This window comes from Paenibacillus sp. SN-8-1 (assembly GCF_050995535.1).
Lineage (GTDB): Bacteria > Bacillota > Bacilli > Paenibacillales > Paenibacillaceae > Fontibacillus.
Genome location: NZ_CP194782.1, coordinates 1,761,417 through 1,785,868, shown reverse-complemented (window position 1 = coordinate 1,785,868; position 24,452 = coordinate 1,761,417). Strand labels below are relative to the sequence as shown.

Genomic DNA, 24,452 nt, shown 5'->3' with positions numbered 1-24,452 from the left:
GCTCATCACTCCTTCTCTTGGTCAGGTTCCTGTGCCTCTGATGTCTGATCTTGTGCCTGTTCGTTTTCGAATTCTTCTTCCTCTGGCGGAATCTCATAATAATTCTCAGCCAGCTCGGTATATAAAATACCGTTCAAGTGATCGATCTCATGTTGAAAAGCGCGGGCAAGCAGCTCGGTCCCGGTAATCGTAATCTCTTTGCCCTTCCGATTGAACCCTTTCACGGTCACTTGATTCGCCCGGCGAACATCTCCGCGATAACCCGGGATACTCAGACATCCTTCAGGTCCGAATTGCTCCCCTTCCGAGGCCACGATCACCGGATTGATCATCTCGATCAGCCCGTTGTCATCCCCGACATCAATTACAATAATCCGCTTTAGCACACCTACCTGCGGAGCTGCAAGTCCTACGCCCTCCGCTTCGTACATCGTATCGGCCATATCTGTCAGCAGCTTGTGAATTGCCGGTGTAATGTGTTTCACTTCTTCCGCTACCTGATGCAGCACCTCATTCGGTTCAAGTACAATCTCTCTAATCGCCATAACGCACCATCCTTTATCATTCCTATATAAAACTTGATTGTTGTACATGGAAGCGCGCTCCGGTGACGGATTATTCTTCTGACCGCTGGAGCACGCTTCGATGACGGATCATTCTTCTGTCCGTGGAACACGCTCCGATAACGGATCATTCTTCTGTCCGTGGAGCGCGCTCCGGTGACGGATCATCCTTCTGTCCGTGGAGCGCGCTCCGGTGACGGATTATTCTTCTGTCCGCTGGGGCACGCTTCGATGACGGATCATTCTTCTGTCCGTGGAACACGCTCCGATAACGGATCATTCTTCCGATCGCTGTTGTCTCTAAATTTCCTTATCTTAATATTCAGAGGTAGAAATTTAGAGACAAAGGCGAACGCTAACGCTTCTACAGAACGATTCCGTCCTCTCCGCTAGTTCCATCTATATGCAAGTAACTCAAAACACTCTAATCCCTGCTCCGTACAAAACGATCATGTCGGGATAACGCCTCGCGCAGCACTAGGCTCTGAACCTCAAATCGGAGCACTCCAATCCTTATTGTACACCCACGCATCCTGAAGGGTGTCCAGAGGGCAGAAATAGGGCCCTCCATTGGAAGAAAGGATCCCGAAGTGCCCCCCTGAAGGGACAGGACCTCCTACATCATCGAACCACTGAACAGAAAAATCTCAAACAAAAAGCGTGCCCCAAAAGGAGCGACAAGCGGCTCCTTGCACCAAATAGCTCCCGCGCTCTACCACCGCTCCATAGCGAATTTACCAGGTAACAAAACCCCGCCCATCAGGTAGCGGTCCCGAAGGGACGGCAAGCGATCCAATCGCCACAGTCACGAAGCATCGCCTCTTCCACCCCAACGTTAGGCCGGCAGAGTGTCCAGAGGGCAAAGCCCTTGGGGGCCTCGTACTTCATCGAACCACTGAGCAGAAACACCGCAAACAATGAGCGTGCCCCAAAGGGGCGACAAGCGGCTCCTTGCACCTAATATCACTCCCCAGCTCCTACAGCCGCTCCATAGCGAACTTTCCAGGTAACAAAGTCCCGCCAACCAGGCAGCGGGTCCCGAAGGGACGGCAAGCGATCCAACCGCCAAAGTCATAAAGCATCGCCTCTTCCACTCCAACGTTAGTCAGGCAGGGTGTCCAGAGGGCAAAGCCCTTGGGGCCCTCCCTTGGAAGGGAGGGTTTGGGTGGGTTCGAAATTACATGAGCATCTGTGGATCCACATCAATACTAATTTGCAGTGAAGCATCCTTCAAGTGCTCCAGGGTCAAATTGCTCACATCCCGCACCAGCTGAACCGCATCGATCGCTCCGCGGAACTTGACCATACACTGGAAGCGGTAGCGGTTCTTGATTCTTGGAATGGGAGAGGCGATTGGCCCAAGGATATCAAAGGCGTCCGAGGTGAATCGGTCAAGTCCGCCGAACCAGCCCTTTTGCTGGGCCTTCCCTCTAAGGTCACTCACGAAATTTTCAGCCATCCGTACAAGAATTTGCAGATTCTCATGAGTCATAGTAACCAGAATAAGCCGACAGTAAGGCGGATATCCCAAAGTTCTGCGGTGCTTGAGCTCATCCCGTACAAATGATAAATAATCATGCCGACTGGCATGGATAATGGAATAATGGTCGGGTGTATAAGACTGGACGAACACTTCCCCCGGGAGATGATGCCTGCCCGCACGCCCCGCAACCTGGGTCAGCAGCTGGAAAGTTTTCTCCGCCGCCCTGAAGTCCGGGAAGTTCAGTGAACTATCCGCCGCGATCACTCCCACAAGAGTCACATCAGGAAAGTCAAGCCCCTTGGCAACCATCTGGGTGCCAAGCAGCACATCCGCTTTTTTCTCCCGAAAGGCATTCAGCAGCTTCTCGTGTGACCCCTTCTCAACCGTCGTGTCAACATCCATGCGGATTACCCGAATTCCTGGGAAAAGCTTGGCAAGCTCGCCTTCGACCCGTTGGGTACCGGTACCGAAATAACGGATATGCTCACTGCCGCACTCCGGACATACGCTAGGTGCAGGCTCGGAATAGCCGCAGTAGTGACAGCGCAAATTATTCGATTTCTGATGATAAGTAAGGGAAATATCGCATTCAGGACAGCCTGCGACATATCCGCAGGTCCGGCACATCACAAAGGTGGAGAATCCCCGACGGTTCAGGAACAACACGGTCTGTTCCCCCCGTTCCATTCTTGCAATAATGCCTTGATGCAGGTCACGGCTGAACATGGACCGGTTCCCATCTTTTAGCTCCTCACGCATATCAACGATCCGAACCGCGGGCAGCTCGCTCCCAGCTGGTCTCATCTTCATTTCAAGCAGCACCGGAGCAAAATCGTCGTCAGCCTGCGACCTAGCCGCATGGTAGCTTTCCAGTGAAGGAGTCGCGGAGCCAAGGATTACAACCGCTTCGTGCTGGGCAGCCCGTCTTACAGCTACCTTTCGCGCATGATACTTGGGCGTCTCCTCCTGCTTATAGGACGTTTCATGCTCTTCGTCCATGACAATAAGACCTAAGTTGGGAAAAGGCGCAAAAACAGCAGAACGGGCTCCGACCGCAACCTCCACTTTACCCTCGCGGATTTTGCGCCATTCGTCATAGCGCTCTCCGCCGGACAGGCGGCTGTGCAGTACAGCCACCTTGTCACCAAATCTGCCTTTAAACCGCTCGACCATCTGTGGAGTAAGGGAGATTTCAGGCACAAGAACTATCGCCTGCCGTCCCTGGGAAATACATCTCTGAATTGCCTGTAAATACACTTCCGTCTTGCCGCTGCCTGTCACCCCATGCAGCAGGAATACACCATGCTCATGACTGTCCAGGCTACCGGCGATATGGTCAAAGGCCGCCTGCTGCTCTGGCGTTAACGCCAGCGGAGTCGTTGGCTTGAAACGGCGATCCTTATAAGGATCACGGAATACTTCAACATCTTCGATTACAGCGAAGCCTTTCTCTGCTAGCTTCTTCACCGTTCCCGCCGTTACACCAAGCGTAGTAAGCAGTTCCTGCATCCCAATTGGAATCTGTACCTCGAGCAGAAAAGCTAGCACTTCCCGCTGCCGGCGAGCCTGGGCGGTGAAAGAAGCCAGCGCCTCTTCCGCTTCTTCCCCTGTAACCGCAGCCGCGACGGTTTTTACTGTTTTGATCCGGAGCTTGTCCTTGATCGCCTGGCTCTCGGTAAGCACACCGCGCTTCATCAGTCCTTTGATCATCGCCCCGCGGCCGGGATACCGGGCGTCAAGATGAGAGAAGGTCACAGGTCCAGCAGCTTTGACGTATTCAATAATCTCAGATTCTTCCGCAGGCTGAAGCAGGGAATAGGCGAACAGCCCGTCCGCACTCGTGTCCATTGAATCCCCGGCTCGCTCCGAAGAAGCTTCATTCGGCTCTACATAGCTGATATAGCGCTCAGCCTTTCCCTTCAAGGCCGAAGGGATCATGGCCTGGAGGGAAGAAATGGTGCTGCACGCATATTCCCGGCTCATCCACTCGGCAAGTTCTACTAGATCCGGCGGAAGAGGTGGTAGATGATCAAGCAGCTCCTGGATCTTTTTCATTCTGGACCTATCCAGACTTGATTCATGCTCCAGCGAGATCACGAACCCCTGCACAGTTCGCCTTCCAAAAGGAACGGCAACCCGGCTGCCTACCTCAATCCAATCACGCATGCTATCAGGTATCAAATAATCAAAAGGCCGGTCTGTCTCCCTACTCGGGACATCTACAATAACTTTGGCGATGGTATACATTAATGCAGCGCTCCGGATAACCGTTCTGCAGTCAGCTCCATAATACGAAGCGCCGCCGTTTCTTTAGACATCAGCGGAAGTGCCTCCACAAGTCCATTGCGGTCAAATATGCTGACTACATTGGTATCTGTTCCGAAGCCGGCTCCTTCTTTTGTCACGTCATTTGCAACCAGCAGGTCACAATTTTTGCGGTTTAATTTATCCATAGCGTACTTATCCAGATCATTCGTCTCCGCGGCAAAACCAATCAGGAACTGAGTCGTCTTCATCCGGCCAAGACTTTCCAGAATGTCTACGGTCTTCACAAGCTCCAGCGACATGTGGTCCCCGCTTTTTTTGATCTTGCGGTCAAATTGCTCCTTAGGCCGATAGTCAGCAACCGCAGCAGCTTTCACTACGATATCGGCGGTCTCCCATACTTCCTGAAGGGCATTATACATATCTTGAGCGGACTCCACACGTGTAATGGAAATCCCTTGCGGAGGGCTGGCCTGGGTGCTGCCGATAATCAGTTGAACATCCGCCCCGAGGTCGCGGGCAGCTCCAGCGATAGCGAAGCCCATTTTGCCTGAGGAATCATTCGTAATATACCGAACGGGATCAATGCGTTCTACGGTGGCTCCTGCTGTAACGATCACCCTCCGGCCCTTCAAAGGCTTGGAAGATAACCGCAACTGTCTATCAAAAAAGTTCTCCACGATCCGAACCAGACTCTCCGGCTCTTCCATTCTGCCTTTGCCCACGTAGCCGCAGGCCAGCAGGCCTTCGCCCGGTTCAGCCATCATCACGCCGCGGGCAGCAAGGTCTGCTAAGTTACGTACAACAGCAGGATGCTGATACATATGAACATTCATGGCTGGAGCAAGCATGATCGGTGCCTGAGTAGCCAGCAGCGTGGTGGATAGCATATCATCGGCGATACCTGCTGACATTTTAGCAATGATATTGGCCGTAGCAGGAGCCACCAGCACGAGATCAGCCCAGTCAGCAAGATCGATATGCGAGATAACAGCGGGATCCTTCTCATCAAAGGTGTCCGTATAGACTGGCCCGCGCGACAAGGCCTGCAGAGTAAGCTCCGTGATGAATCTCGTAGCCGATTCGGTCATAATCACTTTCACTTCCGCACCGCTCTGCACCAGCTTACTGCATAGCGAAGCCGCTTTGAACGCGGCTATCCCCCCGCTTACGCCAAGCAGAATCTTTTTGCCGGTTAACATCCTAACCCCTCGCTCTCCTTACATATATAGAAAAAAATAACAACCTTGCGGTTGTCGTAAAGCGGCCCGAAGGCCAGTCATTATTTGTCTAGTCTATCCAATTCCGCCAGGTCCTGACCATCCCGCTTGATGCGTACGTAGTCACCATAGATTTCTTCCAGTGCGACACCGACTTGTTTATGGGATTTGGCCTGTTTGAGATCGGACCCTTCTCCCTCTCTCAGTTGCCTTGCTCTCCGTGAGGCCGCGACTACTAACGAGTATTTGCTGTCTACTTTCTCCAGCATTTTATCAATCGATGGATATAACAATACGGGACACCTCTTCTTTCGGGCTGATTATGTATATACGCCCAGACTATTGGTCTTACTTTCTCACCTTACAATGTTCGGCGATAATAATAGATTCTATTCTCTTGCATGCCAGATCAATCTGATCATTAACCACTGCGTAATCATAATACTCAAGCAGATTGATTTCGTCTACAGCAACGGACATCCGGTGGTCAATGGTCGCCTGATTCTCGGTACCGCGTCCTTGAATCCGGTCCTTCAACTCTTCAAGAGAAGGAGGAAGCAGGAATACAAATACACCATCCGGGAATTTTTCTTTCACTTTAAGCGCACCCTGAACTTCGATTTCAAGAATAATATCCTTGCCGCTGTTGATGGTCTCTTCCACAAAGTCACGCGGAGTGCCGTAGAAGTTATCAACATATTGGGCATGCTCCAGCAACTGATCATTCTCGATCATACTGAGGAACTGCTCCTTGCTTTTGAAAAAATAATTCACTCCGTGTTCTTCACCGATCCTCGGCTGACGCGTAGTTGCGGATACGGAATACACAAGTTCCGGTACCCGCTTGCGGAGTGCGCTGCACACTGTTCCTTTACCGACACCTGATGGGCCGGACAATACAATTAGTAACCCTTTGGCCATTGTTCTCTCCATATTATTCGTCGTTGTCATCGTCTTTCGTGGACAGGCGGTGCGCAACCGTCTCCGGTTGAACAGCCGACAGGATAACGTGATCACTGTCAGTAATAATGACTGCGCGTGTCCGGCGTCCGTAGGTAGCATCGATCAGCATATGCCGATCTCTTGCCTCTTGAATAATCCGCTTGATCGGTGCAGATTCCGGACTAACAATAGAAATAATCCGATTAGCTGATACGATATTCCCAAAACCGATATTAATGAGTTTAATCGCCATCTTCAGGTTAATCCCCCTATTTACTTGACTCATTCAAGTCGAAACGAATCTTCGTTATTCCATATTCGCCGCTTGTTCGCGAATTTTCTCCAGCTCCGCTTTCATTTCGACAACACGGTTCACTAGAGCCAAATGATTGGCCTTAGATCCAATCGTATTTACTTCCCGGTTCATTTCCTGAATAAGAAAATCCAGCTTCCGTCCAATCGGTTCGCGGGTATGAAGCAGCTCTCTGCACTGCTCAAAATGACTACCCAAACGAGTCAGCTCTTCATCAACATTGGAGCGGTCTGCAAAAATCGCCACTTCCATGCTGAATCGCTGTTCATCCATGGTGCCGTCTAGGAGTTCGGAGAGCCTCTGCCTCAGCCGGTTACGGTAATCTCCGACCACCGTGGGCGCGAGCTGAATGAGCTCTGAATGGAATTCTTCCAGCTTAGACAGTCGCTCCTCCAAATCCTTCGTCAGATGCCGTCCTTCCTTCTCCCGCATCCTGATCAGCCCTGATATAGCCTGCTCCAGACCGGCTTTAAGAACCCTCTCCCAGTCTTCGTCAGGATGGAGGTCTCCCGGCAAGACATCCTCACTAACAAGCACATCAGGCATCATCAAGAGCTGATGAGCAGTTAGAGAATCGTCCACACCAAGATGCTCTCCGAGCTGACGGGCCGCATCCAGATAAGCTTTAGCTGCAGAAGTGTTCAGAACAAAAGGTCTGGAAGACTCATCTTCCTTCTCCTTGTTGATATAGACATCAATCCGTCCCCGCTTGATATGACGCTGTACAATACGTTTCAATTCATCCTCATAACAAGACCATTCCCGAGGCATACGGAGCACAATCTCAGAATAACGATGATTGACAGATTTAATTTCAAATTGTATCACATAGCCGCCAAAGTGCTGGGCGGACTGACCGAATCCGGTCATACTGAATGACATCGGCATCACATCCGTTACACTATTGTAATTGATAATTATGAGTGAAACAAGTGGGCCCGCTGCTCTTTCGACTTCTCTTTTACATAATTCGTCAAGGTCGCTGTCATCTCATAAAACATAAACGGCGTCATTAAATAGATTCCGTTGAAGTGATCCATCGCAACATCGAGCAGCTCCTTCGCGATCTCTACACCAACGCGCCGGCCTTCCTCGCCCTGAAGTCCTTCCATACGGCTGCGCACGGAGTCCGAAAGCTGAATTCCCGGCACTTCATTATGCAGGTATTCAGCATTCTTCCCACTGGCCAGCGGCATAATCCCGATGAAGATCGGGACGTCCAGATGGGCGGTTGCTTCTTTAATAGAAGCAATAAGCTTAACGTCATATACAGGCTGGGTCATAATATAATCGGCTCCTGAAGCAATCTTCTTCTCCAGGCGCTGAACCGCCTTATCCAGGTGTTTCACGTTCGGGTTAAAAGCAGCACCTACAACAAAATTTGCCTTTTGCTTAAGCGGCTTGCCTGAGAAGGCAACACCGTCATTGAGCTGCTTGATCATTCTGATAATTTCAAAGGAAGTCATATCATAGACAGAACTCGCCCCAGGCAAATCCCCGAATCTGGCCGGATCTCCGGTTACCGCTAGAACATGGTCGATCCCTAGCGCATCGAAGCCCATTAAATGGGACTGTGTCCCAATTAAATTACGATCCCGGCAGGCAATATGAATCAGTGGACGCAGACCCGTCTCCTTAAGGACCAAATGACCAAGCGCCATATTGCTCATTCTAGTGACAGCTAGTGAATTATCCGCCAACGTAAGGGCATCAACCCCCGCTTCTTTGAGAGCTGCGGCCCCTTCCATGAACTTCGTAATATCCAGATCCCGAGGCGGATCAAGCTCTACAATAATGGTGTGACGCTCCTTGACAAGATCTACAATGGACGGTCCTTCCGGACGACCGGCAGGAACTTCGCGTTCTTCAGCACGATGCTCGGCCACAATCACAGGCACCAGTTGTTCGGACAGAACCGAACTCTCAGCTAGAGGCGACGGTACATAGTCCTGCATGACCGCTGCCATGGCGGCAATATGATCCGGAGTCGTACCGCAGCATCCCCCAATCAGACGCGCCCCCAGATCAGCGAACGAGATGGCGCTCTGTCCGAAGTATTCAGGAGTTGCCCCGTAAATATATTCGCCGTCCACGTAATCAGCAAGACCCGCATTCGGATATACGGATAGCGGAACTTCAAGCGGCCCATTTAGCTTAGCCATCACGCCCATAATCCCTTTAGGCCCCGAATGACAGTTGAAGCCCAGAACATCGGCACCTTCCTGATGAAGAATCGAGAAAGCGTCCATAATAGAATAGCCATCGATCGTTCTGCCAATATTATCTACTGCAAATTGGCAGATCACAGGCAAGTCACTGTTCTTCCGGACAATCTCTTGTGCAATCCGCATTTCATCCAAATCAAAGAATGTCTCCAGGAGAATTCCATCGACCTGTTCTCCCAGAAGAGCTGATATTTGCTGTTCATAGTAACGTCTTAACTCTTTATTGGATACGTTAATTCGCTTGCCGCCTCGGATCGAGCCTACAGTTCCTATTACATAATTGCTCTCCCCTGCCGCTTGACGTGCAATACGAACGGCAGCGCGGTTGATTTCCTCTACCTTACTCTCAAGCCCGTATTTCGAAAGTTTGTAGTAATTGGCCGCAAATGTGTTAGTCTCAAGTACTTGTGCTCCTGCATCCGCATACTGTCTATGAATATCCCCGATTACCTCAGGGCGGATAATATTCAGCTCTTCAAAAGAGATCCCTACCGGAAATCCAAGCTGGTACAAATAAGTGCCCATTGCTCCATCACCGATTAGAACTTCTTTCTTCAGTCTTGCCCGTAAATCCAATTCCGGTTTCATTTAAGCTTCCTCCAACCTATAGCGGAACAGGTTCCTCTTAATATTCACTATAATGTAACATAAATCAGGCCAGATGATAAGTTTATCCCACCGTAAGTCCAGGATACATAGAAAGGCAGCCTCTCTGATAGAAAGGCTGCCTTACCAAAACTCACGAGCACTGAACGAGTCCTAAGCTTCTATAGTTCCCTGGTATACCGCGGCTGCGGGCCCGGTCATATAGACATGGTTGTCTTCCTCATTCCACTCAATATACAGATCTCCACCTTTGAGACCGATCCAAGCTGCCCGGTCGGTTACCCCATTTAGCACAGAGGATACCAAAGTTGCGCAGGCTCCTGTACCACATGCCAGTGTCGGACCGGCACCGCGTTCCCATACCCGCATCTCGACTCGGTCACGGGATGTGACGGTGGCGAACTCCACATTGATTTTCCGGGGGAAATACGGATGAACTTCCAGCTTCGGCCCCCATGTCTCCAAATCAAAATTAGGGGCATCTTCCACATAGATCACACAATGCGGGTTACCCATAGATACGGCGGTAAAATTAAATTCACGTCCGTTCGCTTCAATTGGATGGTCAAGAACCGGATTGCCTTCCAGCGTGGTAGGAACAGTCAGGCCTTCCAGAATAGGCTCACCCATGTCCACTCTAACCGTCTGCACTACACCGCTCTCAACCTTCAAGCTAACTGGCTGTACACCGGCCCCCAGCGTCTCAATCGTAATATTCTCTTTATCTGTTAATTTATGATCATACACATATTTGGCCACACAGCGAATGGCATTCCCGCACTGCTCTGCTTCAGAGCCGTCCGAGTTAATGATCCGCATCCGGAAGTCAGCTTTCTCAGATGGCAGAATGAACACAAGTCCATCCCCGCCCACCCCGAAGAAACGGTCACACCATTTCACCGCGAGGTCACTCACATTATCCGGCAAATCCTGGTGTCCATGGAAGACCAGAAAGTCGTTGCCGAGTCCATGCATTTTTGTAAATTCCATAGCTATCCCTCTCTTTATCTCTCTTGTTATGTAAGTCTATATTTTTGAGAGAGGAAAAGCTATTCATTTTATGCCCGAATATTTGTACTATTCACCGGCAGTGCTCGGCTCGGCCCTGATTTGCGTGGTTTCTTCGTTGACAGCACGCTGCCAGCTCCCATCAGGAACGTTGGAATTCCGCCAGCTACAAAGGCAATAGCCCACTCCCGTGGTCCAAGCGCAACCGTCTTGAAGATAGGCTGCAGCGGTTCGATATAGAAGACGGCCAGCATGAGAAGCAGTGAAGACAATACAGCAAGTACCAGATACTTGTTCTGAAAGAGATTCCGGTGGAAAATCGACCGAGAGCTCCGGCAGTCAAATACATGAATAAGCTGAGCCAGGACCAGGGTTGCAAAGGCAACGGACTGCGCCAGCATTAGCTGCTGCGGATTATCTGGAGCTACTTGAAGCGTTACCCAGAAGGCTCCAAGTGTACATAATCCGATCAGAATACCGCGGCTAATGATCTTCCAGCCCAATCTGCGGGCAAAAATATTCTCGTTCGCCCCTCTTGGTTTATGTTCCATCAAGTCTTTTTCAGGCTGATCGACACCCAGGGCCATCGCCGGCAAGCCATCTGTTACCAGGTTCACCCATAGAATCTGAATCGGAAGCAGCGGCAGGGGCAGACCGGCCAGCATCGCGAAGAACATGGTCAGAATCTCACCCACATTCGAGGCGAGCAGATAGCGGATGAACTTCCGGATATTCTCGTAAATATTACGCCCTTCTTCAATGGCCGCCACGATGGTTGAGAAATTGTCGTCATTTAGAATCAACGAGGAAGCTTCCTTGGATACATCTGTGCCGGTAATTCCCATGGCAATCCCGATATCTGCCGCCTTGATCGCCGGAGCATCGTTGACTCCATCTCCGGTCATCGCCACCACGTGGCCTTTACGCTGCAGAGACTTCACTATCCGAAGCTTATGCTCAGGCGATACCCGGGAATACACGTAGACGTTATCGACCTGTTTATCCAGCTGCTCATCACTCATGGCCGCAAGCTGCTGGCCTGTCAGTGAAAGGCCTCCGCGTACCAGGATGCCCAGCTCGCTCGCAATAGCCTCTGCAGTAAGACCGTGGTCACCAGTGATCATCACGGTCTTGATGCCCGCCCTGCGGCAGATAGAGATCGCTTCACGCACTTCCTTGCGCGGCGGGTCGATCATGCCGGTCAGTCCGACAAAAATCAGCTGGGATTCGATCTGATCAGCCGAGGAAGTATTGTCATGAGGTCTGAGGTCCCTGTAAGCCAGCCCGAGCACGCGAAGCGCGGAGCGGGCCATGCTTTCGTTCGCAGCAGCTACCTTTTGCCGGAGTGTCCCGGTAAGCGGCACCACATTCCCCTCCCACAAAATATAGGAGCACCTGTCAAGCAGCATATCCGGCGCGCCCTTGACGTAGGACAGTCTGCCGCCTTGGTGGCTCACAATTACAGACATTCGCTTTCTGTCGGAGTCAAAAGGAAATTCGTGTTCCCGGCTGTACATCCCGCTTAAGGACTGCGGAGAGAAGCCCGCCTTGGAAGCCAGGGTAAGCAATGCTCCTTCTGTAGGATCTCCTTTTAGCTGCCATTGCGGACCTGAATCATCCTTCCCTTTCTTCTTGCCCCGCTGTTCCTCGGAACCTGACTCATATATCTCGGCATTGTTACATAAGGAGCTGATTTGAAGCAGTCTTCGTAAAGAAGGCTCTTTCTTGAAATCAGCAGGCTTGCCTTGATACAGTATATACCCTGCCGGTTCATAGCCGTCCCCGGTAACTTCGTAAGAGCGCCCTTCCAGCCAGACCTGCTTCACGGTCATCTTGTTCTGGGTTAAGGTTCCCGTCTTATCTGAGCAAATCACCGAGGCGCAGCCCAGTGTCTCGACCGACGGTAGCTTGCGGACGATGGCCTTGCGCTTGATCATGCGCTGCACACCCAGCGCAAGGGCAATGGTTACAATCGCGGGCAGACCTTCCGGAATAGCGGCCACCGCCAGACTCACACCTGCGAAGAACATGCTGCCTGCAGGCTGTCCATGCAGAATACCCGCAAGCACAACGAGGATGGTCAAGCCGAGTGAGAGCATGATCAGTATTTTGCCAAGCTGCTCCAGACGCCGCTGAAGCGGAGTTTCCTGAGCCTCTGTGCTCTGGATGAGATCTGCGATCTTCCCCATCTCCGTATCCATGCCGGTACGGATTACAACTCCCGTACCCGACCCGCGTGTAACCATGGTTCCCATGAATCCTAGGTTCTTCTGATCCCCGAGCGGAACCTCGGCAGATGGAATAGCTGAAGTTATTTTGCCGGAAGGGTGAGATTCACCCGTAAGCGCAGACTCCTCGACATCACAGCTGTTCACCTTGAGCCAGCGAAGATCCGCAGGAATCCGGTCCCCGCTCTCCAGCAGGACAATATCCCCAGGCACAAGTTCCCGAGCGGGGATGTCCTCCACAGCTCCACTGCGCATTACTTTCGCATGGGGAGCAGACAGCTGCTTCAGTGCCCGCAGAGATCTTTCCGCCCTGAATTCCTGAATGAAGCCCAGGACTCCATTTAGTACAATGATCGCCACAATCGTGACGGCATCCAGATATTCACCGAGTAGACCCGATACCAGCGTAGCTCCCATTAGGACCAGCATCATAAAATCCTTGAACTGGTTCAGAAACAGGATCAGCGGCGAGATACGCTTTGCTTCAGACAGCTCATTAAAGCCGATCTGCTCGCGCCGCCGCTGAGCCTCTTCAGCGGTAAGGCCCTGATTCTGCTCTACGGCGAACCGTTCCAAGAGCTCATCGGCACTCCACTGGTGCCAGTTTTTTTGTTCCATGCTCGTATTTCCCTCCCGTATTTCCCGCGTATTTGGCAGTGTGAGAGCTTTTCCACCCTGTACTAGGGTAAATGTATTCAGACAAGTCCCAAATTATCACCCGGAAGGCCTTAAGTTTTTGCCCCAACTATGGCATCATAGTAGGGGAAGACGTAAAGATAGACAGGAGAATCTACGAATATGGCACTTGATGGAATTGTAACCCGCGCAATCGTGCACGAGCTTCAGCTCTGCGTTGGCGGAAGAATCAATAAAATACACCAGCCTTCACCTAGCGACATCATTCTTAATCTTAGAGCTCAAGGAGAGAATCGGCGGCTGATTATTTCAGCGAACCCGACTTATCCGCGTGTTCATTTCACCGAGCAGTCCTTTCTTAACCCACAGGAAGCGCCTATGTTCTGTATGCTGCTCCGAAAGCACTGTGAAAGCGGGGTCATTGAATCCATAACGCAGAACGGCTTGGAGCGGACGATTCACATCGATGTAAGGCAGCGGGATGAACTCGGAGACATTTCAAGCAAGCGAATCATTATTGAACTCATGGGGCGCCACAGCAATATTATTATTGTGGACCCGGCCACAGGGACCCAGCTCGATGGGATTCACCATGTTACCCCTTCAATCAGCAGCTACCGGGTCGTTATGCCAGGCTTCAGCTATACCGAGCCACCGCAGCAGCATAAGCTGAACCCGCTCACAGTGGATAAAGAGGCCTTCCAGGCGGCCTATCACGCAGCTGCAGCCGATCTTGCTCTTGATGAGGTTCCGAGCTGGTTTGTAAGTACCTTTAGTGGACTTAGTCCGCTAATAGCTCAGGAGATTCATCACCGTGCCGAGAGAGCGGGTACATCCGGCGATCTCTCCGGCAAGATCGATGCTCTTTGGGAGGCTTTCGACAATCTGATGACATCAGTCCGGGAGCATCGTTATGATCCCGTGGTCGGGGATAATGCGAAGGGAAAAAGCATCTTCTCCGCCATTTCGCTTACGTTAATTCAAGGAGATGTCAAGCATTATTCGTCCATCAGCACCTGCCTTGAGGATTACTACGGGGACAAAGCAGAGCGCGATACGGTTAAACAGAAAGTCAGTGACCTGATCCGGTTCCTTCAGAATGAGCGAACCAAGAATATCAAGAAGCTTGGCAAGCTGGACGAAGATTTGGACGAAGCCAAGGATGCCGAGCGGTTCCGCATTTGGGGCGAGCTCCTGCTGCCCTCCCTTCATCTGATTAAGAAGGGCGACAAGGAGATCGAGCTGGTGAATTATTACGATGAAGATCAAGCCATGGAGCGAATCCCGCTTGATCCGCTGTTAACGCCATCGGAGAACGCCCAGCGCTATTTCAAGAAGTACAACAAATTCAAGAACAGTCTCGCTGTCATTGACGAGCAGCTGCGCATCACCCATGAGGAGATCGCTTATGTGGAAGGGCTGCTTCAACAGCTCGCTTTCGCATCCCTGAGTGATATCGATGAGATTAGGGAGGAATTGATTCAGCAGGGGTATTTGCGGGACCGCAGCAAGAAGAACCGTAAGAAGAAAAAGAACGACCGCCCCACACTCCATGTATACACCTCCTCAGAGGGTATCGAAATCTACGTAGGCAAGAATAACTTACAGAATGAATATGTGACCAACAAGCTGGCTAACTCGAATGATACCTGGCTCCATACGAAGGATATTCCAGGTTCCCACGTTGTTATCCGCAGTGCTTCGTTTGGAGAGTCTACCCTTGAGGAGGCGGCTCAGCTTGCAGCCTATTTCAGCCAGGCGAAGCAGTCAAGCAGTGTGCCGGTCGATTGCACTTTGATTCGGCATGTCCGCAAGCCAAGCGGCGCTAAGCCTGGATTCGTTATCTACGATCATCAGAAGACCCTGTTCATCACACCCGACGAAGGACTTGTGAAAAGTCTGAAGAGTGCCGTGAAGAACGGTTAACAAAGCAAAAAAGAGGCATCCGGCGCATTCTGATATGCTCCCATCATAGTAGACAGTAGAAAAAACAAAAACTTCTACTGCTACAATGATGGGAGTTTTTCTAATGTCAAAAAGAAGTCCTATTTCTTTAGAAGTAAAATTACATGCCGTACAGCGGTGTCTTGAGCATAAGTCTAATCCAAACTATGAAGCGAAACAGCTTAGAGTTTGTAAGAGTACGGTTAAGGATTGGATAAGAAAGTATAAAGCAGATGGTTTGGATGGATTAAAGGAATCGAATACATGGAAATCATACTCAAAGGAATTGAAGCTTGCGGCTATTAAAGACGTGTTGTCTGGTCATTGCTCCGTAGAAGAGGCAACAAAGAAGCATCGTATTTCGAGTAGAAGTGTTTTGGGAAAATGGATTTCCAAGTATACTAATGAGATAGAATTGAAACCTACACCTAAGGGAAAAGGACTGTCTCATATGAACAAAGGACGTAAAACAACTTTCAAGGAACGCATTGAAATTGCACAATATACAATCGCTAATGGTTTGGATTATCAGAAGGCGATCGAAAAGTACGATGTATCCTATCAGCAGGTGTACGCATGGGTTCGGAAATACCGAGCTGGTAGTGAAGATGCCCTCAAGGACAACCGAGGTCGTAAAAAGCCTGCAGAGGAACTAGATGAGCATGAACGGCTTAAGCTACGGATCAAGGAATTAGAAGCTCGAAACGAATACCTGGAAATGGAGAATGCCCTCGCAAAAAAGTTGGCGGAGATCAAGCGACGAAATACACGCTAACCCTTGTTCGACAAGCAGACTTGTATCAAGCGATTCAAGAACTGAACAAAGAAAAAGGTTATGCAATTACGAAATTGTGTGCGTTAGCCGGAGTTGCTCGATCTGCCTATTATAAGGGGTTAAAATGGATGCCATCCGCCAGAGAACTTGAGAATTATACGCTAGCTAAAGAAGTGAAGCTTCGCTATGACAAGCGAAAGGGGATACTTGGCTATCGCCAAATGCGCACCCAATTAAACCGAAAGCTCAAGAAGAAGTACAATAAAAAGCGGTATTACCGAATTATGCGTGCTCTTGGATTAAAGGCGGTAATTCGTAGGAAACGGCCGAACTACGTGAAAGTCTCTGAGATGCATGTAGCTCAAAATGTAATGAACCGTGAATTTCAGGCAGTTGCTCCTAATATGAAGTGGTGTACAGACGTTACAGAATTGAAGTACGGAAACGGCCGTAAAGCCTACCTGAGTGCAATTCTTGATGTATACGATAACTCTATCGTTTCATGGGTGTTAAGCCCCTCCAACAACAATAAACTCGTCATGGATACGCTAAAGAAGGCTTATGAGAAGAACCCCGGTGTAACCCCGCTTATTCAAAGTGACAGAGGCTTCCAGTATACGTCTCATGAGTATAATCGACTCCATGTAAAATACGGATTTATGAAAAGCATGTCTCGTGTGAGCCGATGCTTGGACAACCAACCTATTGAACGATTTTGGGGCACTTACAAATCAGAGAGCTATTATCTTACAAAGTATGATACCTATGAAGATGTCCTCAAAGACGTTAGCGAATATATTCGTTATTACAACAACTACCGGTATACAGAGTGTTTGGATGGTTTGTCACCTAACGAATACCGAAGAGCTGCATAATGAAAAAATCTCAGCTCTGTTAAAACGAGCTGAGGAAAATAAACGAATCGTTTTTGTTTTATTCACTGTCCACTTGACAGGGAGCACTTCATTCACAGTTGCCGGATGCCTCTTTTATATAAGTACGTCTGAAGTACAGCGGCCTATTGCCGGCCTGATCTGCTCCGCAGCTGTTCAAGCACGTCAGCCGATACCGTACGGCTGCCCAAATCTCCATGGAACACTTGTCCCTGGCGGACACCGTGATAATCGGACCCTCCGGTCATCAGCAGCCCATATTCCCGGGCCATACCGCTGTACCTCATCTCTTCCTCCGGTCCATGATCGGAATGATACACTTCAATTCCGGCTGGCTGACCCTCTCGGATGATACGCCGAACAAGGTCATCATCCTCATAGAGTCCAGGATGAGCAATAACAGCTGCTCCTCCCGCTTCCTTGATCCACGTGATGGCTTCCATAGGGCCTACTCTAGGCAATGATATATAAGCGGCAGCCCCTTCCGCCAAATATTTGTCAAAGGCTTCGCGCAGATCAGCCACAACGCCTCTGCGAACAAGAACATCAGCGATATGAGGTCTGCCAATGCTATCATCAGGACCTAACTCCCTGCCGAGTCCCGAGATCACCTCATCCATCGTTATCGGAATGCCTAGTTCATTCAGCTTCGCCAGAATCCGTTCATTGCGCGTCTCGCGCACAGTACGGAGATGCTCAAGTCGCGAACATAGTGTTTCGTCCTCATACCGAAGATAGTATCCCAGAATATGAATATCCTTGCCTGCTGCCCGCGTACTAATCTCCACGCCAGGGATGACATCCAGGCCAATGAGCTTCCCGGCCTCCATGGCTTCTCTGATACCGGATACCGTATCATGATCTGTAATCGCAATACCCGCCAAACCTTTCTGCTTCGCTAGGCGAACATTATCAGCAGGTGCATTCATTCCGTCGGAGGCCTGGGTATGCGTATGCAAATCATATCGTCCGTTCAATATTAGACCGCTCATATGACTCGTCTCCTTCTATCAGATTTGGCTTCAAAGCGGCAGCTTCTGCGATCTCAGAAAATCCAGAAAAGTGACTGCGGAAATTGGCAACAACGTAGATTTCAGATGAATGGAGTAGAAATTCCGCTTAAATGAAGCATCCTTGATATCTATCACTTTAAGGAGGCCCAGAGCCACTTCATGCTTCACGGAGGAAGGTGATAGCATAGTAATTCCAAATCCAGCTTCCACAGCAGATTTCACCGCTCCCGTGCTTCCAAGATCCATCACGGTCTTCACCAGGTCCAGATCTACTTCAAGCCGGGTCAACTCCTCCTCCATGACCTGCCGGGTTCCTGATCCCTTCTCACGCAATACGAATGGATACTTCAGCACCTCCTGAAGGTGAATTCCATCCTGTTCAGTTAATGGATGTCCAGCTGGTACAATCAGCTTGAGTTCATCCTGCATAACGGGCTCCATGACCATATCCGGATGCTGAACAGCAGCTTCAACAAGTCCAAAGCTAAGCTGATGATGCAAAATCTGCTCCAGAATTTCCGCTGTGTTCATCACTTTGAGCACAATGTTAATGTGTGGGTACTGCTGCCCGAATGGGCCCAGCAGGCGGGGCAGGACATACTCCCCGATTGTTAGACTGGCTCCGAGCTGGAGCCGGCCTTCCAGCATATGAGTGAAGCGGGCCATTGCGCTTTCAGTCTCCCGCATAAGATCAATACCGCGTTCCGCATAAGGCATAAGGGCTCTCCCGGCCTCAGAGAGCTCAATTCGTTTCGTGGAGCGAACTAAGAGCTTGGTTCCGAAGTAATCCTCAAGTGACTGGATCTGCATAGTAACGGCAGGCTGGGTCATATGCAGCGCCTGAGCCGCGGCTGAGAAGCTCCCCTTTTCCGCTACTGTATAAAAAATGTGAAGTTGATGATAGTTAAGTGCCATTCGTACCCGTCCTTTCGTCTATCTACAATAGCATGCCAAAGCTCACAAAAAAAGACACCCAGGAATCACATCCCTTGTGTCTTATGTCTCTTCAATATTTCAGGCCTGCATCTATTTGCGCTTACGGCTGTTCTTCATTAAGGTCATACGACGGGAATGGCGCAGCCAGGAATAATAGGATTTCAGATCACGAAGCTCTATGGTTTCTGACATTTTACCGAGGAAAGTAACCACAATCATTTTATGTAACGGATTGCCGGCCAGATCCACCTCACCAGGCAGCTCAGTAAATTCAGCAACGACAACAGTGTCATCATCAATTAAATATACATCCTCTTCCTTCCGGTAGTACGGGACCATCCGGTTTTGCTTAAGACACTCCCATATCCAAGCTGCAATTTCATCAGATGAACTTTGATTCTTAGCGATTCGGTCATTAAATCTGATATTAGCGTGGTTGGTAATGATGACATCAGCCACCTTCTTGTCTCCGAGCTGAACGAAAAAAGCCTCGTACGTATTCCATCTCTCCATGATCTTATCTTTCACTCCTACACCCCCTACCATAAATAGGTCTTTGTATCTAAGTATATTTACCCATTATATTACATGAAATTCTATCAAATCACAAGTTACAACCTATAATGTCGAAATAAGGAAAATTAAGGAGTAAACCGCTTTCTTTATTGTACGGATGTATTGTTATAACGTTTCTTATTTTACAATTCTATGAAATAGGTCTGGGTTTATTCCTATTTTTGTTTTTTTCATAGGGGAAGTAGTTCATTAGGACAAAATATAGCACTTCCGACAAAATGAAGTCAAAAAACAATTTCTTCATTTTTTCGTCAACATCATGACAACAAAAAAAAGCAGGGACCATGTCATAAGACACAATCTCTGCTTATACTGAATTCATGCTGGAAGCCTAAGCGCTTAAAGACCGTAATATTGCGTTTTGTCTGGCACATCCTTGGTGTATTCGGTCTTGATTTCATTACGGTAAGATCGTTCAATCTTGCGAACATAAGACAGCTTGCGGACATTTTTCATAATATCCTCAGCCCGGTCTGCGTTCACATACATCACCACATAATGCATGCGCTTTGACAAATAATGCACACTTCCATATTTATCTAAATTCCTTGCCGCCTTCATATCGCTGACCCATATAATATAGCCTGTACGCTCCTGAAACATGGCGTTTCCTGCCCCGCTTTCTTCCGCAAAAATGACTGCCAAATTATCCGCAGCTGCATTTACCGCCGCTGCCGCATCCCCCGCCCTTGGGGTTCGGATCGTTACTTGGCACTTTGATACTGTCCGACACCGCATAAGCAATCGTCTCGGACATCTGATGCAGGAGCTCATCCAGCTCCCTCTCAGCCATCTTGAACCTGCTGACGGCTTCAATCTGATCGAGTTCCCGCTCCACTTCGGCTACCTGTCCCATTGCTTCATGATAGTTAGGATGGAAATGCCCAAAGCGCTGGGTCTCCTCAAACAATTCCTTCTTCGACTCCAGCTTCTTGACCAGAAGCTGTACCTCTGTATCTTTCTCCACCTGCTGCTTCCAATGAAGGTATTCGGCAACACAGGCAGAGCTATTGATCATATCGCCTAATTCATAGGCGTAAGTAAGCATTTCGGCCATATCGACCGTCTTCTTCTCTGATACGCTCATGAAATTCATCCCAATTCTAAAAGTGTTCTACCCAAGGGGTAGACAGGATAATCATATCATAAACCCTATTCGATAAGAAGACTTATCCTTGAATACAGGAATCTTCGGGCAAAAGAAGCTGCAAGGTGTCCCACTCGGAACATGAAAGCTCCTGAACCTGAAGAGATGGCAGCATAAGCGCTTCCACCTTCCAGGAGTTCCCGCTAAGCAGTCCCAAAGGGAGAACTTCAGTAACTTTCCCTTCCATCTCCAGTCTTATTTTGGTCCGCCACGCCAAGGCCTGCTGGATCAAAGCCTTTGCGGTCGAGGTATGATAGCTTCTCAATTCTTTGCACCAGGCCTGCGGAATTTCATCTATGCCTGGAAATAGATCGGCTAATGCCACTCGGCTTTCATCCCGCTTATAGATATGTACTGCTGCGCCATTAAAGATCAACCCCTGTGGTTCACTAGGGCTCAAATGACCTTGATCCATCTCTACAGCTTCCTTCCAAGAAGATTCACCGGTAATTGGGAGGTCTGGATCAAGTCTTGGGTAGATCATGGCGGATTTCGGTTGGAATGACTTCCGAGGGGTCAAATTTAAATGATTCAGCACTTTATGGATTTCCTTCAGATCCTTCTGATTCACAATGAAATCAAGAGGCCCAATTCGCTCCAGTCTGGACTGTCCTCCCTCATATCTACTAATCATTTCAGCAGCCTCTTCGTCGGAACACCGGAGAAGTACCCGCTCCTCAAGTGAAGTCCGGCCAAGCTCACTTCCCCACTGCCTTAGCGCGTTTCGAACATTATCCGGGATTCCCGAAGCTGCCCACTTGTCCAGGAACACCTCAAGATCCGATGGAGTACGCCCTTGTTCTAGGGCAATGGCGGCGGATTCACGGCTTAACTTATATACGGACATCGCATCATAAGTCACTCCAAGTGTGCAGAGTTCCAGTTCCCATCTTAGCAAGTAAGATACATCAGAAGGCACGAATATTTCAAAGTCTGGCTGTACGTAGAACCTGCCTTCAAAATCAGCCTGGAAAGGCCGCGTATCCTTCTCATCACTCTCGGCTATGCACGTCTGTTCTTGGAGCTTTGGCCTGCTTCTCCAGCGAAAGGCAGCCTCCCCCTCCTTCCCAAATCCCAAATCCACAAATCCTAAGCCGCAGAGCATTTCCAGCCATCCATGCATAAATGTGATCTGCAATTCTGAAAGGGGGACCGTAAGCATACGATACCTCTGCAGCCACCTGACGATCTCATCAAGGAAATACCAGTTCCCCTCTTGAACATAATCCATGCTGAGAGCATAAGCGTACTGCTGCAGACTCGGGTCAGCAGGAATGTAACGAGCCAGAATCTCCTTATATACAGCAAGACGCATAGCTGTTGGAGTAAGCCTGAGCCAGGCATCCGCAGCAGGTTCATTTATAATCCAGCTGTCTATCTTTTCAATCAGACCCAGGGCTAATAACAGATCCAGCACAACGGCTATATTAGCCGGATAGACGTCTTTGTGAAGGTAATGAAGCGGAATATGCTTGAAGTCATCCTCTGCAAGCTGGATCAATCCGCCAAGTCTGGTTATCGTCTTCTGATGAATTGTCCCTTTAGCAGTTAGCTGCAGACCATTGTGCCCTACCCATACCAGCATCCGGAACAAATCAACCTCAATCCCAGCCCTGCCTTCGCGGTTCAGGGACACCAGATCCACGGCCTCCTCACGCTTATTAATAGGACCCAGGAGGCTTGCCTGAAGCTTAGGGAACAAACGGCCGCTAATGAAATACAGCCGCTCACCCCAGGTCTTCTTTACTACGCAGACGATCCCTGTCCTAACTAAAGAGAGAACACCGATACGCAGCTCGGCTCCGCTGATTCCGTCTCTTGCAAGCTTCTCAAGCTGCTCCAGCTTGAAGGGCTGACCAGCATAGCTCTGCATAATTAGATAGAGGGTTTGCTTTCCCAGTTCAGAAGCTTCAAGCTCCTCAGCCCAATTCATGGTCCATGAATGCATGATCACTGCGCAGCCTCCTTCGCTCCGGTGCCTTCAGCATGCGGGGTAATTACTGAATATTCATAACCCTGTTCAATCAGAAACAGCTGTCTTCGAAGGGAAAATTCCTGCTCCCTGCTCCCATCTGAGACCAATGTATAAAAGTGTGCCCGATTATCCCCTGACTTGGGCCTAAGGAGTCTTCCCAGCCGCTGAGCTTCCTCCTGTCTGGAGCCAAAGCTGCCCGATACCTGTATTCCAACGGAAGCATCCGGAAGATCGACCGCAAAATTTGCTACCTTGGACACAATTAATATGGAAAGACTGCCGCTGCGGAAGGCACAAAATAATTCGGCTCGCTCCTGCTGTGGCATACTTCCTGTAATTAACGGCGCCTGAAGCTGATCGGATAGATGCTTCAGCTGGTCCAGATATTGACCTATGATCAGTACTTGCCGGTCTGAATGAGTAACAAGCAGTTCCCTAATTATCTCCAGCTTCCCGGGATTCTCGGCAGCGATTCTGAATTTCTGCCTTCCTTCGGCTAACAAGTACTTCATCCGAAGGGATTCACTCATGGGTACGCGAATTTCACAGCATTTCACCTTAGCTATCCAGCCCTCCTGTTCCAGGTCTCTCCACGGCATCTCGTATAGTTTCGGACCAATCAGCGAGAATACATCCTTCTCGCATCCATCTTCACGCACGAGTGTAGCCGTAAGCCCAAGCCGGCGGGTCGCCTGGATTTCAGCGGTAACGCGGAAGACAGGGGCAGGCAGCAAATGAACCTCGTCATAGATAATCAGCCCCCAGTCCCGCTCATTGAACAGCTTCATATGCTTGAAGCCATCCTCCTTCTTAGTACGGTGTGCCAGGATCTGATAGGTGGAGACCGTCACTGGGCGGACTTCCTTCCGATCCCCCGAATACTCTCCGATCTCCAGTTCATTAAGCGTTGATTTAGCCCGAAGCTCCTCAATCCACTGCCTTACCGATGTTACATTCGAAGTAAGAATGAGAGTCTCGCACTGAAGCTTGGCCATGGCGGCAAGTCCTATAACAGTCTTACCGGCACCGCAAGGGAGAACCAGAACCCCGCTTCCTCCCCCGGTACTCGTACCGCTCCCTGTGAAAGCACTCACACTCTCGCTTTGATATGGCCGAAGGGAGAATGGAATACCGGCTAAAGTCTCATCACGCATCTGGAAAGACAGGGCTTGTCCGCTATGATAGCCGACCTCGTCCTGTACCGGGTAACCCAGCCGGGTTAGGTCCTGCTTAATCATTCCCCGGTTCCGGACTGGAATCGTTAGCTTGGTCGCTTCCATTCTCTTAAGGCCCAGCTTCTGTATAGACTCAAGTTTTGCGATTTCATCAATGAATTCCGCATGTTCACCTTCCAGAACGAGAATCCCCGGTTGTTCGAAGGATTGACGCAGCCTCAATTTCCCATAACGTGATAACCATAACGTTACTTCCTTTAGTACCTGATCTGGAACCTTCAGCCTGGACAAATCCCTTAATTGTTTCAATATTTCAGCGGTCTCCATCCCTTGCGCTGCAGCGTTCCACATGGATAGAGGAGTAAGGCGGTAGGTATGAAAAGAAGCCGGGCTCTTCACAAGCTCCGCGAATTTCGAAAGCTCACGTCTTGCCGCTTCAAAGCCAGGGTGCTCCTTCTCAAGAAGAACCGTGAAATCCCGCTGAACCAAGCATGCTCCTGTGCCGTCCATACTTACTTCCTTTCTTCCG

General features: G+C 49.7%; 20 protein-coding genes. 3 read left to right on the top strand and 17 right to left on the bottom strand.

Going from position 1 to position 24,452, the window contains the following annotated elements:
• Positions 1-5 precede the first annotated feature (5 nt).
• From def to ACRRNK_RS08275, 10 genes are all read right to left on the bottom strand, one after another.
• Entirely contained in the window at positions 6-545 is a 540-nt protein-coding gene (gene def, locus ACRRNK_RS08320) for a peptide deformylase (RefSeq protein WP_433946274.1), read from the bottom strand.
• 1,195 nt (positions 546-1,740) lie between these two features.
• A complete protein-coding gene (gene priA, locus ACRRNK_RS08315) occupies positions 1,741-4,293 on the bottom strand; it encodes a primosomal protein N' (RefSeq protein WP_433946273.1) in 2,553 nt (850 codons plus the stop codon).
• A complete protein-coding gene (gene coaBC / locus ACRRNK_RS08310) occupies positions 4,293-5,513 on the bottom strand; it encodes a bifunctional phosphopantothenoylcysteine decarboxylase/phosphopantothenate--cysteine ligase CoaBC (RefSeq protein WP_433946272.1) in 1,221 nt (406 codons plus the stop codon). Before coaBC ends, priA begins: the two co-directional genes overlap by 1 nt.
• A gap of 80 nt (positions 5,514-5,593) precedes the next feature.
• On the bottom strand, positions 5,594-5,824 hold the full coding sequence (rpoZ, locus tag ACRRNK_RS08305; protein WP_433946271.1) for a DNA-directed RNA polymerase subunit omega: 231 nt from the start codon (positions 5,822-5,824) through the stop codon (positions 5,594-5,596).
• Between the two features lie 55 nt (positions 5,825-5,879).
• Positions 5,880-6,452, bottom strand: a complete 573-nt coding sequence (gene gmk, locus ACRRNK_RS08300) for a guanylate kinase (protein ID WP_433946839.1) — start codon at positions 6,450-6,452, stop codon at positions 5,880-5,882.
• A gap of 13 nt (positions 6,453-6,465) precedes the next feature.
• Positions 6,466-6,726 carry an extracellular matrix/biofilm regulator RemA gene (gene remA, locus ACRRNK_RS08295; RefSeq protein WP_005548256.1) on the bottom strand — a complete coding sequence of 87 codons (261 nt, stop codon included), beginning with the start codon at positions 6,724-6,726 and terminating at the stop codon, positions 6,466-6,468.
• A gap of 54 nt (positions 6,727-6,780) precedes the next feature.
• Entirely contained in the window at positions 6,781-7,668 is an 888-nt protein-coding gene (locus ACRRNK_RS08290; protein ID WP_433946270.1) for a YicC/YloC family endoribonuclease, read from the bottom strand.
• Between the two features lie 35 nt (positions 7,669-7,703).
• Positions 7,704-9,599, bottom strand: coding sequence for a bifunctional homocysteine S-methyltransferase/methylenetetrahydrofolate reductase (locus tag ACRRNK_RS08285; RefSeq protein WP_433946269.1), 1,896 nt, complete (start codon positions 9,597-9,599; stop codon positions 7,704-7,706).
• Between the two features lie 171 nt (positions 9,600-9,770).
• Positions 9,771-10,607 carry a diaminopimelate epimerase gene (gene dapF / locus ACRRNK_RS08280; RefSeq protein ID WP_433946268.1) on the bottom strand — a complete coding sequence of 279 codons (837 nt, stop codon included), beginning with the start codon at positions 10,605-10,607 and terminating at the stop codon, positions 9,771-9,773.
• A 68-nt stretch (positions 10,608-10,675) separates the two neighbouring features.
• Positions 10,676-13,471: a calcium-translocating P-type ATPase, SERCA-type gene (locus ACRRNK_RS08275; protein WP_433946267.1), complete on the bottom strand. Its 2,796-nt coding sequence runs from the start codon at positions 13,469-13,471 to the stop codon at positions 10,676-10,678.
• A gap of 180 nt (positions 13,472-13,651) precedes the next feature.
• Here ACRRNK_RS08275 and ACRRNK_RS08270 point away from each other — a divergent pair, with 180 nt between their 5' ends.
• The 3 genes from ACRRNK_RS08270 (at position 13,652) to ACRRNK_RS08260 (ending at position 17,083) form a co-directional block, all read left to right on the top strand.
• Complete coding sequence (locus tag ACRRNK_RS08270) at positions 13,652-15,415, top strand: Rqc2 family fibronectin-binding protein (RefSeq protein ID WP_433946266.1); 1,764 nt, start codon at positions 13,652-13,654, stop codon at positions 15,413-15,415.
• Between the two features lie 103 nt (positions 15,416-15,518).
• Complete coding sequence (locus ACRRNK_RS08265; protein ID WP_433943245.1) at positions 15,519-16,208, top strand: helix-turn-helix domain-containing protein; 690 nt, start codon at positions 15,519-15,521, stop codon at positions 16,206-16,208.
• On the top strand, positions 16,124-17,083 hold the full coding sequence (locus ACRRNK_RS08260) for an IS3 family transposase (RefSeq protein ID WP_433946838.1): 960 nt from the start codon (positions 16,124-16,126) through the stop codon (positions 17,081-17,083). Before ACRRNK_RS08265 ends, ACRRNK_RS08260 begins: the two co-directional genes overlap by 85 nt.
• 143 nt (positions 17,084-17,226) lie before the next feature.
• On the opposite strand, the gene ACRRNK_RS08255 is transcribed toward ACRRNK_RS08260, so the two are convergent.
• The 7 genes from ACRRNK_RS08255 to ACRRNK_RS08225 form a co-directional block, all read right to left on the bottom strand.
• A complete protein-coding gene (locus ACRRNK_RS08255; RefSeq protein ID WP_433946265.1) occupies positions 17,227-18,093 on the bottom strand; it encodes a PHP domain-containing protein in 867 nt (288 codons plus the stop codon).
• 30 nt (positions 18,094-18,123) lie between these two features.
• Positions 18,124-19,029: a selenium metabolism-associated LysR family transcriptional regulator gene (locus ACRRNK_RS08250; protein WP_433946264.1), complete on the bottom strand. Its 906-nt coding sequence runs from the start codon at positions 19,027-19,029 to the stop codon at positions 18,124-18,126.
• Between the two features lie 111 nt (positions 19,030-19,140).
• Positions 19,141-19,578, bottom strand: a complete 438-nt coding sequence (locus ACRRNK_RS08245) for a hypothetical protein (RefSeq protein WP_433946263.1) — start codon at positions 19,576-19,578, stop codon at positions 19,141-19,143.
• 387 nt (positions 19,579-19,965) lie between these two features.
• Positions 19,966-20,229 (bottom strand): YlbG family protein, encoded by a 264-nt coding sequence (locus ACRRNK_RS08240; protein WP_433946837.1) that lies wholly within the window; start codon positions 20,227-20,229, stop codon positions 19,966-19,968.
• Between the two features lie 43 nt (positions 20,230-20,272).
• Entirely contained in the window at positions 20,273-20,713 is a 441-nt protein-coding gene (locus tag ACRRNK_RS08235) for a YlbF family regulator (RefSeq protein ID WP_433946262.1), read from the bottom strand.
• Positions 20,714-20,795: 82 nt separating this feature from the next.
• Positions 20,796-22,721: a helicase-associated domain-containing protein gene (locus ACRRNK_RS08230; RefSeq protein WP_433946836.1), complete on the bottom strand. Its 1,926-nt coding sequence runs from the start codon at positions 22,719-22,721 to the stop codon at positions 20,796-20,798.
• Between the two features lie 2 nt (positions 22,722-22,723).
• A complete protein-coding gene (locus ACRRNK_RS08225; RefSeq protein ID WP_433946261.1) occupies positions 22,724-24,433 on the bottom strand; it encodes a DNA repair helicase XPB in 1,710 nt (569 codons plus the stop codon).
• Positions 24,434-24,452: the final 19 nt, after the last annotated feature.

Coding starts and splice junctions, on each gene's coding strand:
- def (WP_433946274.1), bottom strand. CDS start 545: ATGGCGATTAGAGAGATTGTACTTGAACCGAATGAGGTGCTGCATCAG.
- priA (WP_433946273.1), bottom strand. CDS start 4,293: ATGTATACCATCGCCAAAGTTATTGTAGATGTCCCGAGTAGGGAGACA.
- coaBC (WP_433946272.1), bottom strand. CDS start 5,513: ATGTTAACCGGCAAAAAGATTCTGCTTGGCGTAAGCGGGGGGATAGCC.
- gmk (WP_433946839.1), bottom strand. CDS start 6,452: ATGGCCAAAGGGTTACTAATTGTATTGTCCGGCCCATCAGGTGTCGGT.
- remA (WP_005548256.1), bottom strand. CDS start 6,726: ATGGCGATTAAACTCATTAATATCGGTTTTGGGAATATCGTATCAGCT.
- ACRRNK_RS08290 (WP_433946270.1), bottom strand. CDS start 7,668: ATGTCATTCAGTATGACCGGATTCGGTCAGTCCGCCCAGCACTTTGGC.
- ACRRNK_RS08285 (WP_433946269.1), bottom strand. CDS start 9,599: ATGAAACCGGAATTGGATTTACGGGCAAGACTGAAGAAAGAAGTTCTA.
- dapF (WP_433946268.1), bottom strand. CDS start 10,607: ATGGAATTTACAAAAATGCATGGACTCGGCAACGACTTTCTGGTCTTC.
- ACRRNK_RS08275 (WP_433946267.1), bottom strand. CDS start 13,471: ATGGAACAAAAAAACTGGCACCAGTGGAGTGCCGATGAGCTCTTGGAA.
- ACRRNK_RS08270 (WP_433946266.1), top strand. CDS start 13,652: ATGGCACTTGATGGAATTGTAACCCGCGCAATCGTGCACGAGCTTCAG.
- ACRRNK_RS08265 (WP_433943245.1), top strand. CDS start 15,519: ATGTCAAAAAGAAGTCCTATTTCTTTAGAAGTAAAATTACATGCCGTA.
- ACRRNK_RS08255 (WP_433946265.1), bottom strand. CDS start 18,093: ATGAGCGGTCTAATATTGAACGGACGATATGATTTGCATACGCATACC.
- ACRRNK_RS08250 (WP_433946264.1), bottom strand. CDS start 19,029: ATGGCACTTAACTATCATCAACTTCACATTTTTTATACAGTAGCGGAA.
- ACRRNK_RS08240 (WP_433946837.1), bottom strand. CDS start 20,229: ATGTTTCAGGAGCGTACAGGCTATATTATATGGGTCAGCGATATGAAG.
- ACRRNK_RS08235 (WP_433946262.1), bottom strand. CDS start 20,713: ATGAGCGTATCAGAGAAGAAGACGGTCGATATGGCCGAAATGCTTACT.
- ACRRNK_RS08230 (WP_433946836.1), bottom strand. CDS start 22,721: ATGCATTCATGGACCATGAATTGGGCTGAGGAGCTTGAAGCTTCTGAA.
- ACRRNK_RS08225 (WP_433946261.1), bottom strand. CDS start 24,433: ATGGACGGCACAGGAGCATGCTTGGTTCAGCGGGATTTCACGGTTCTT.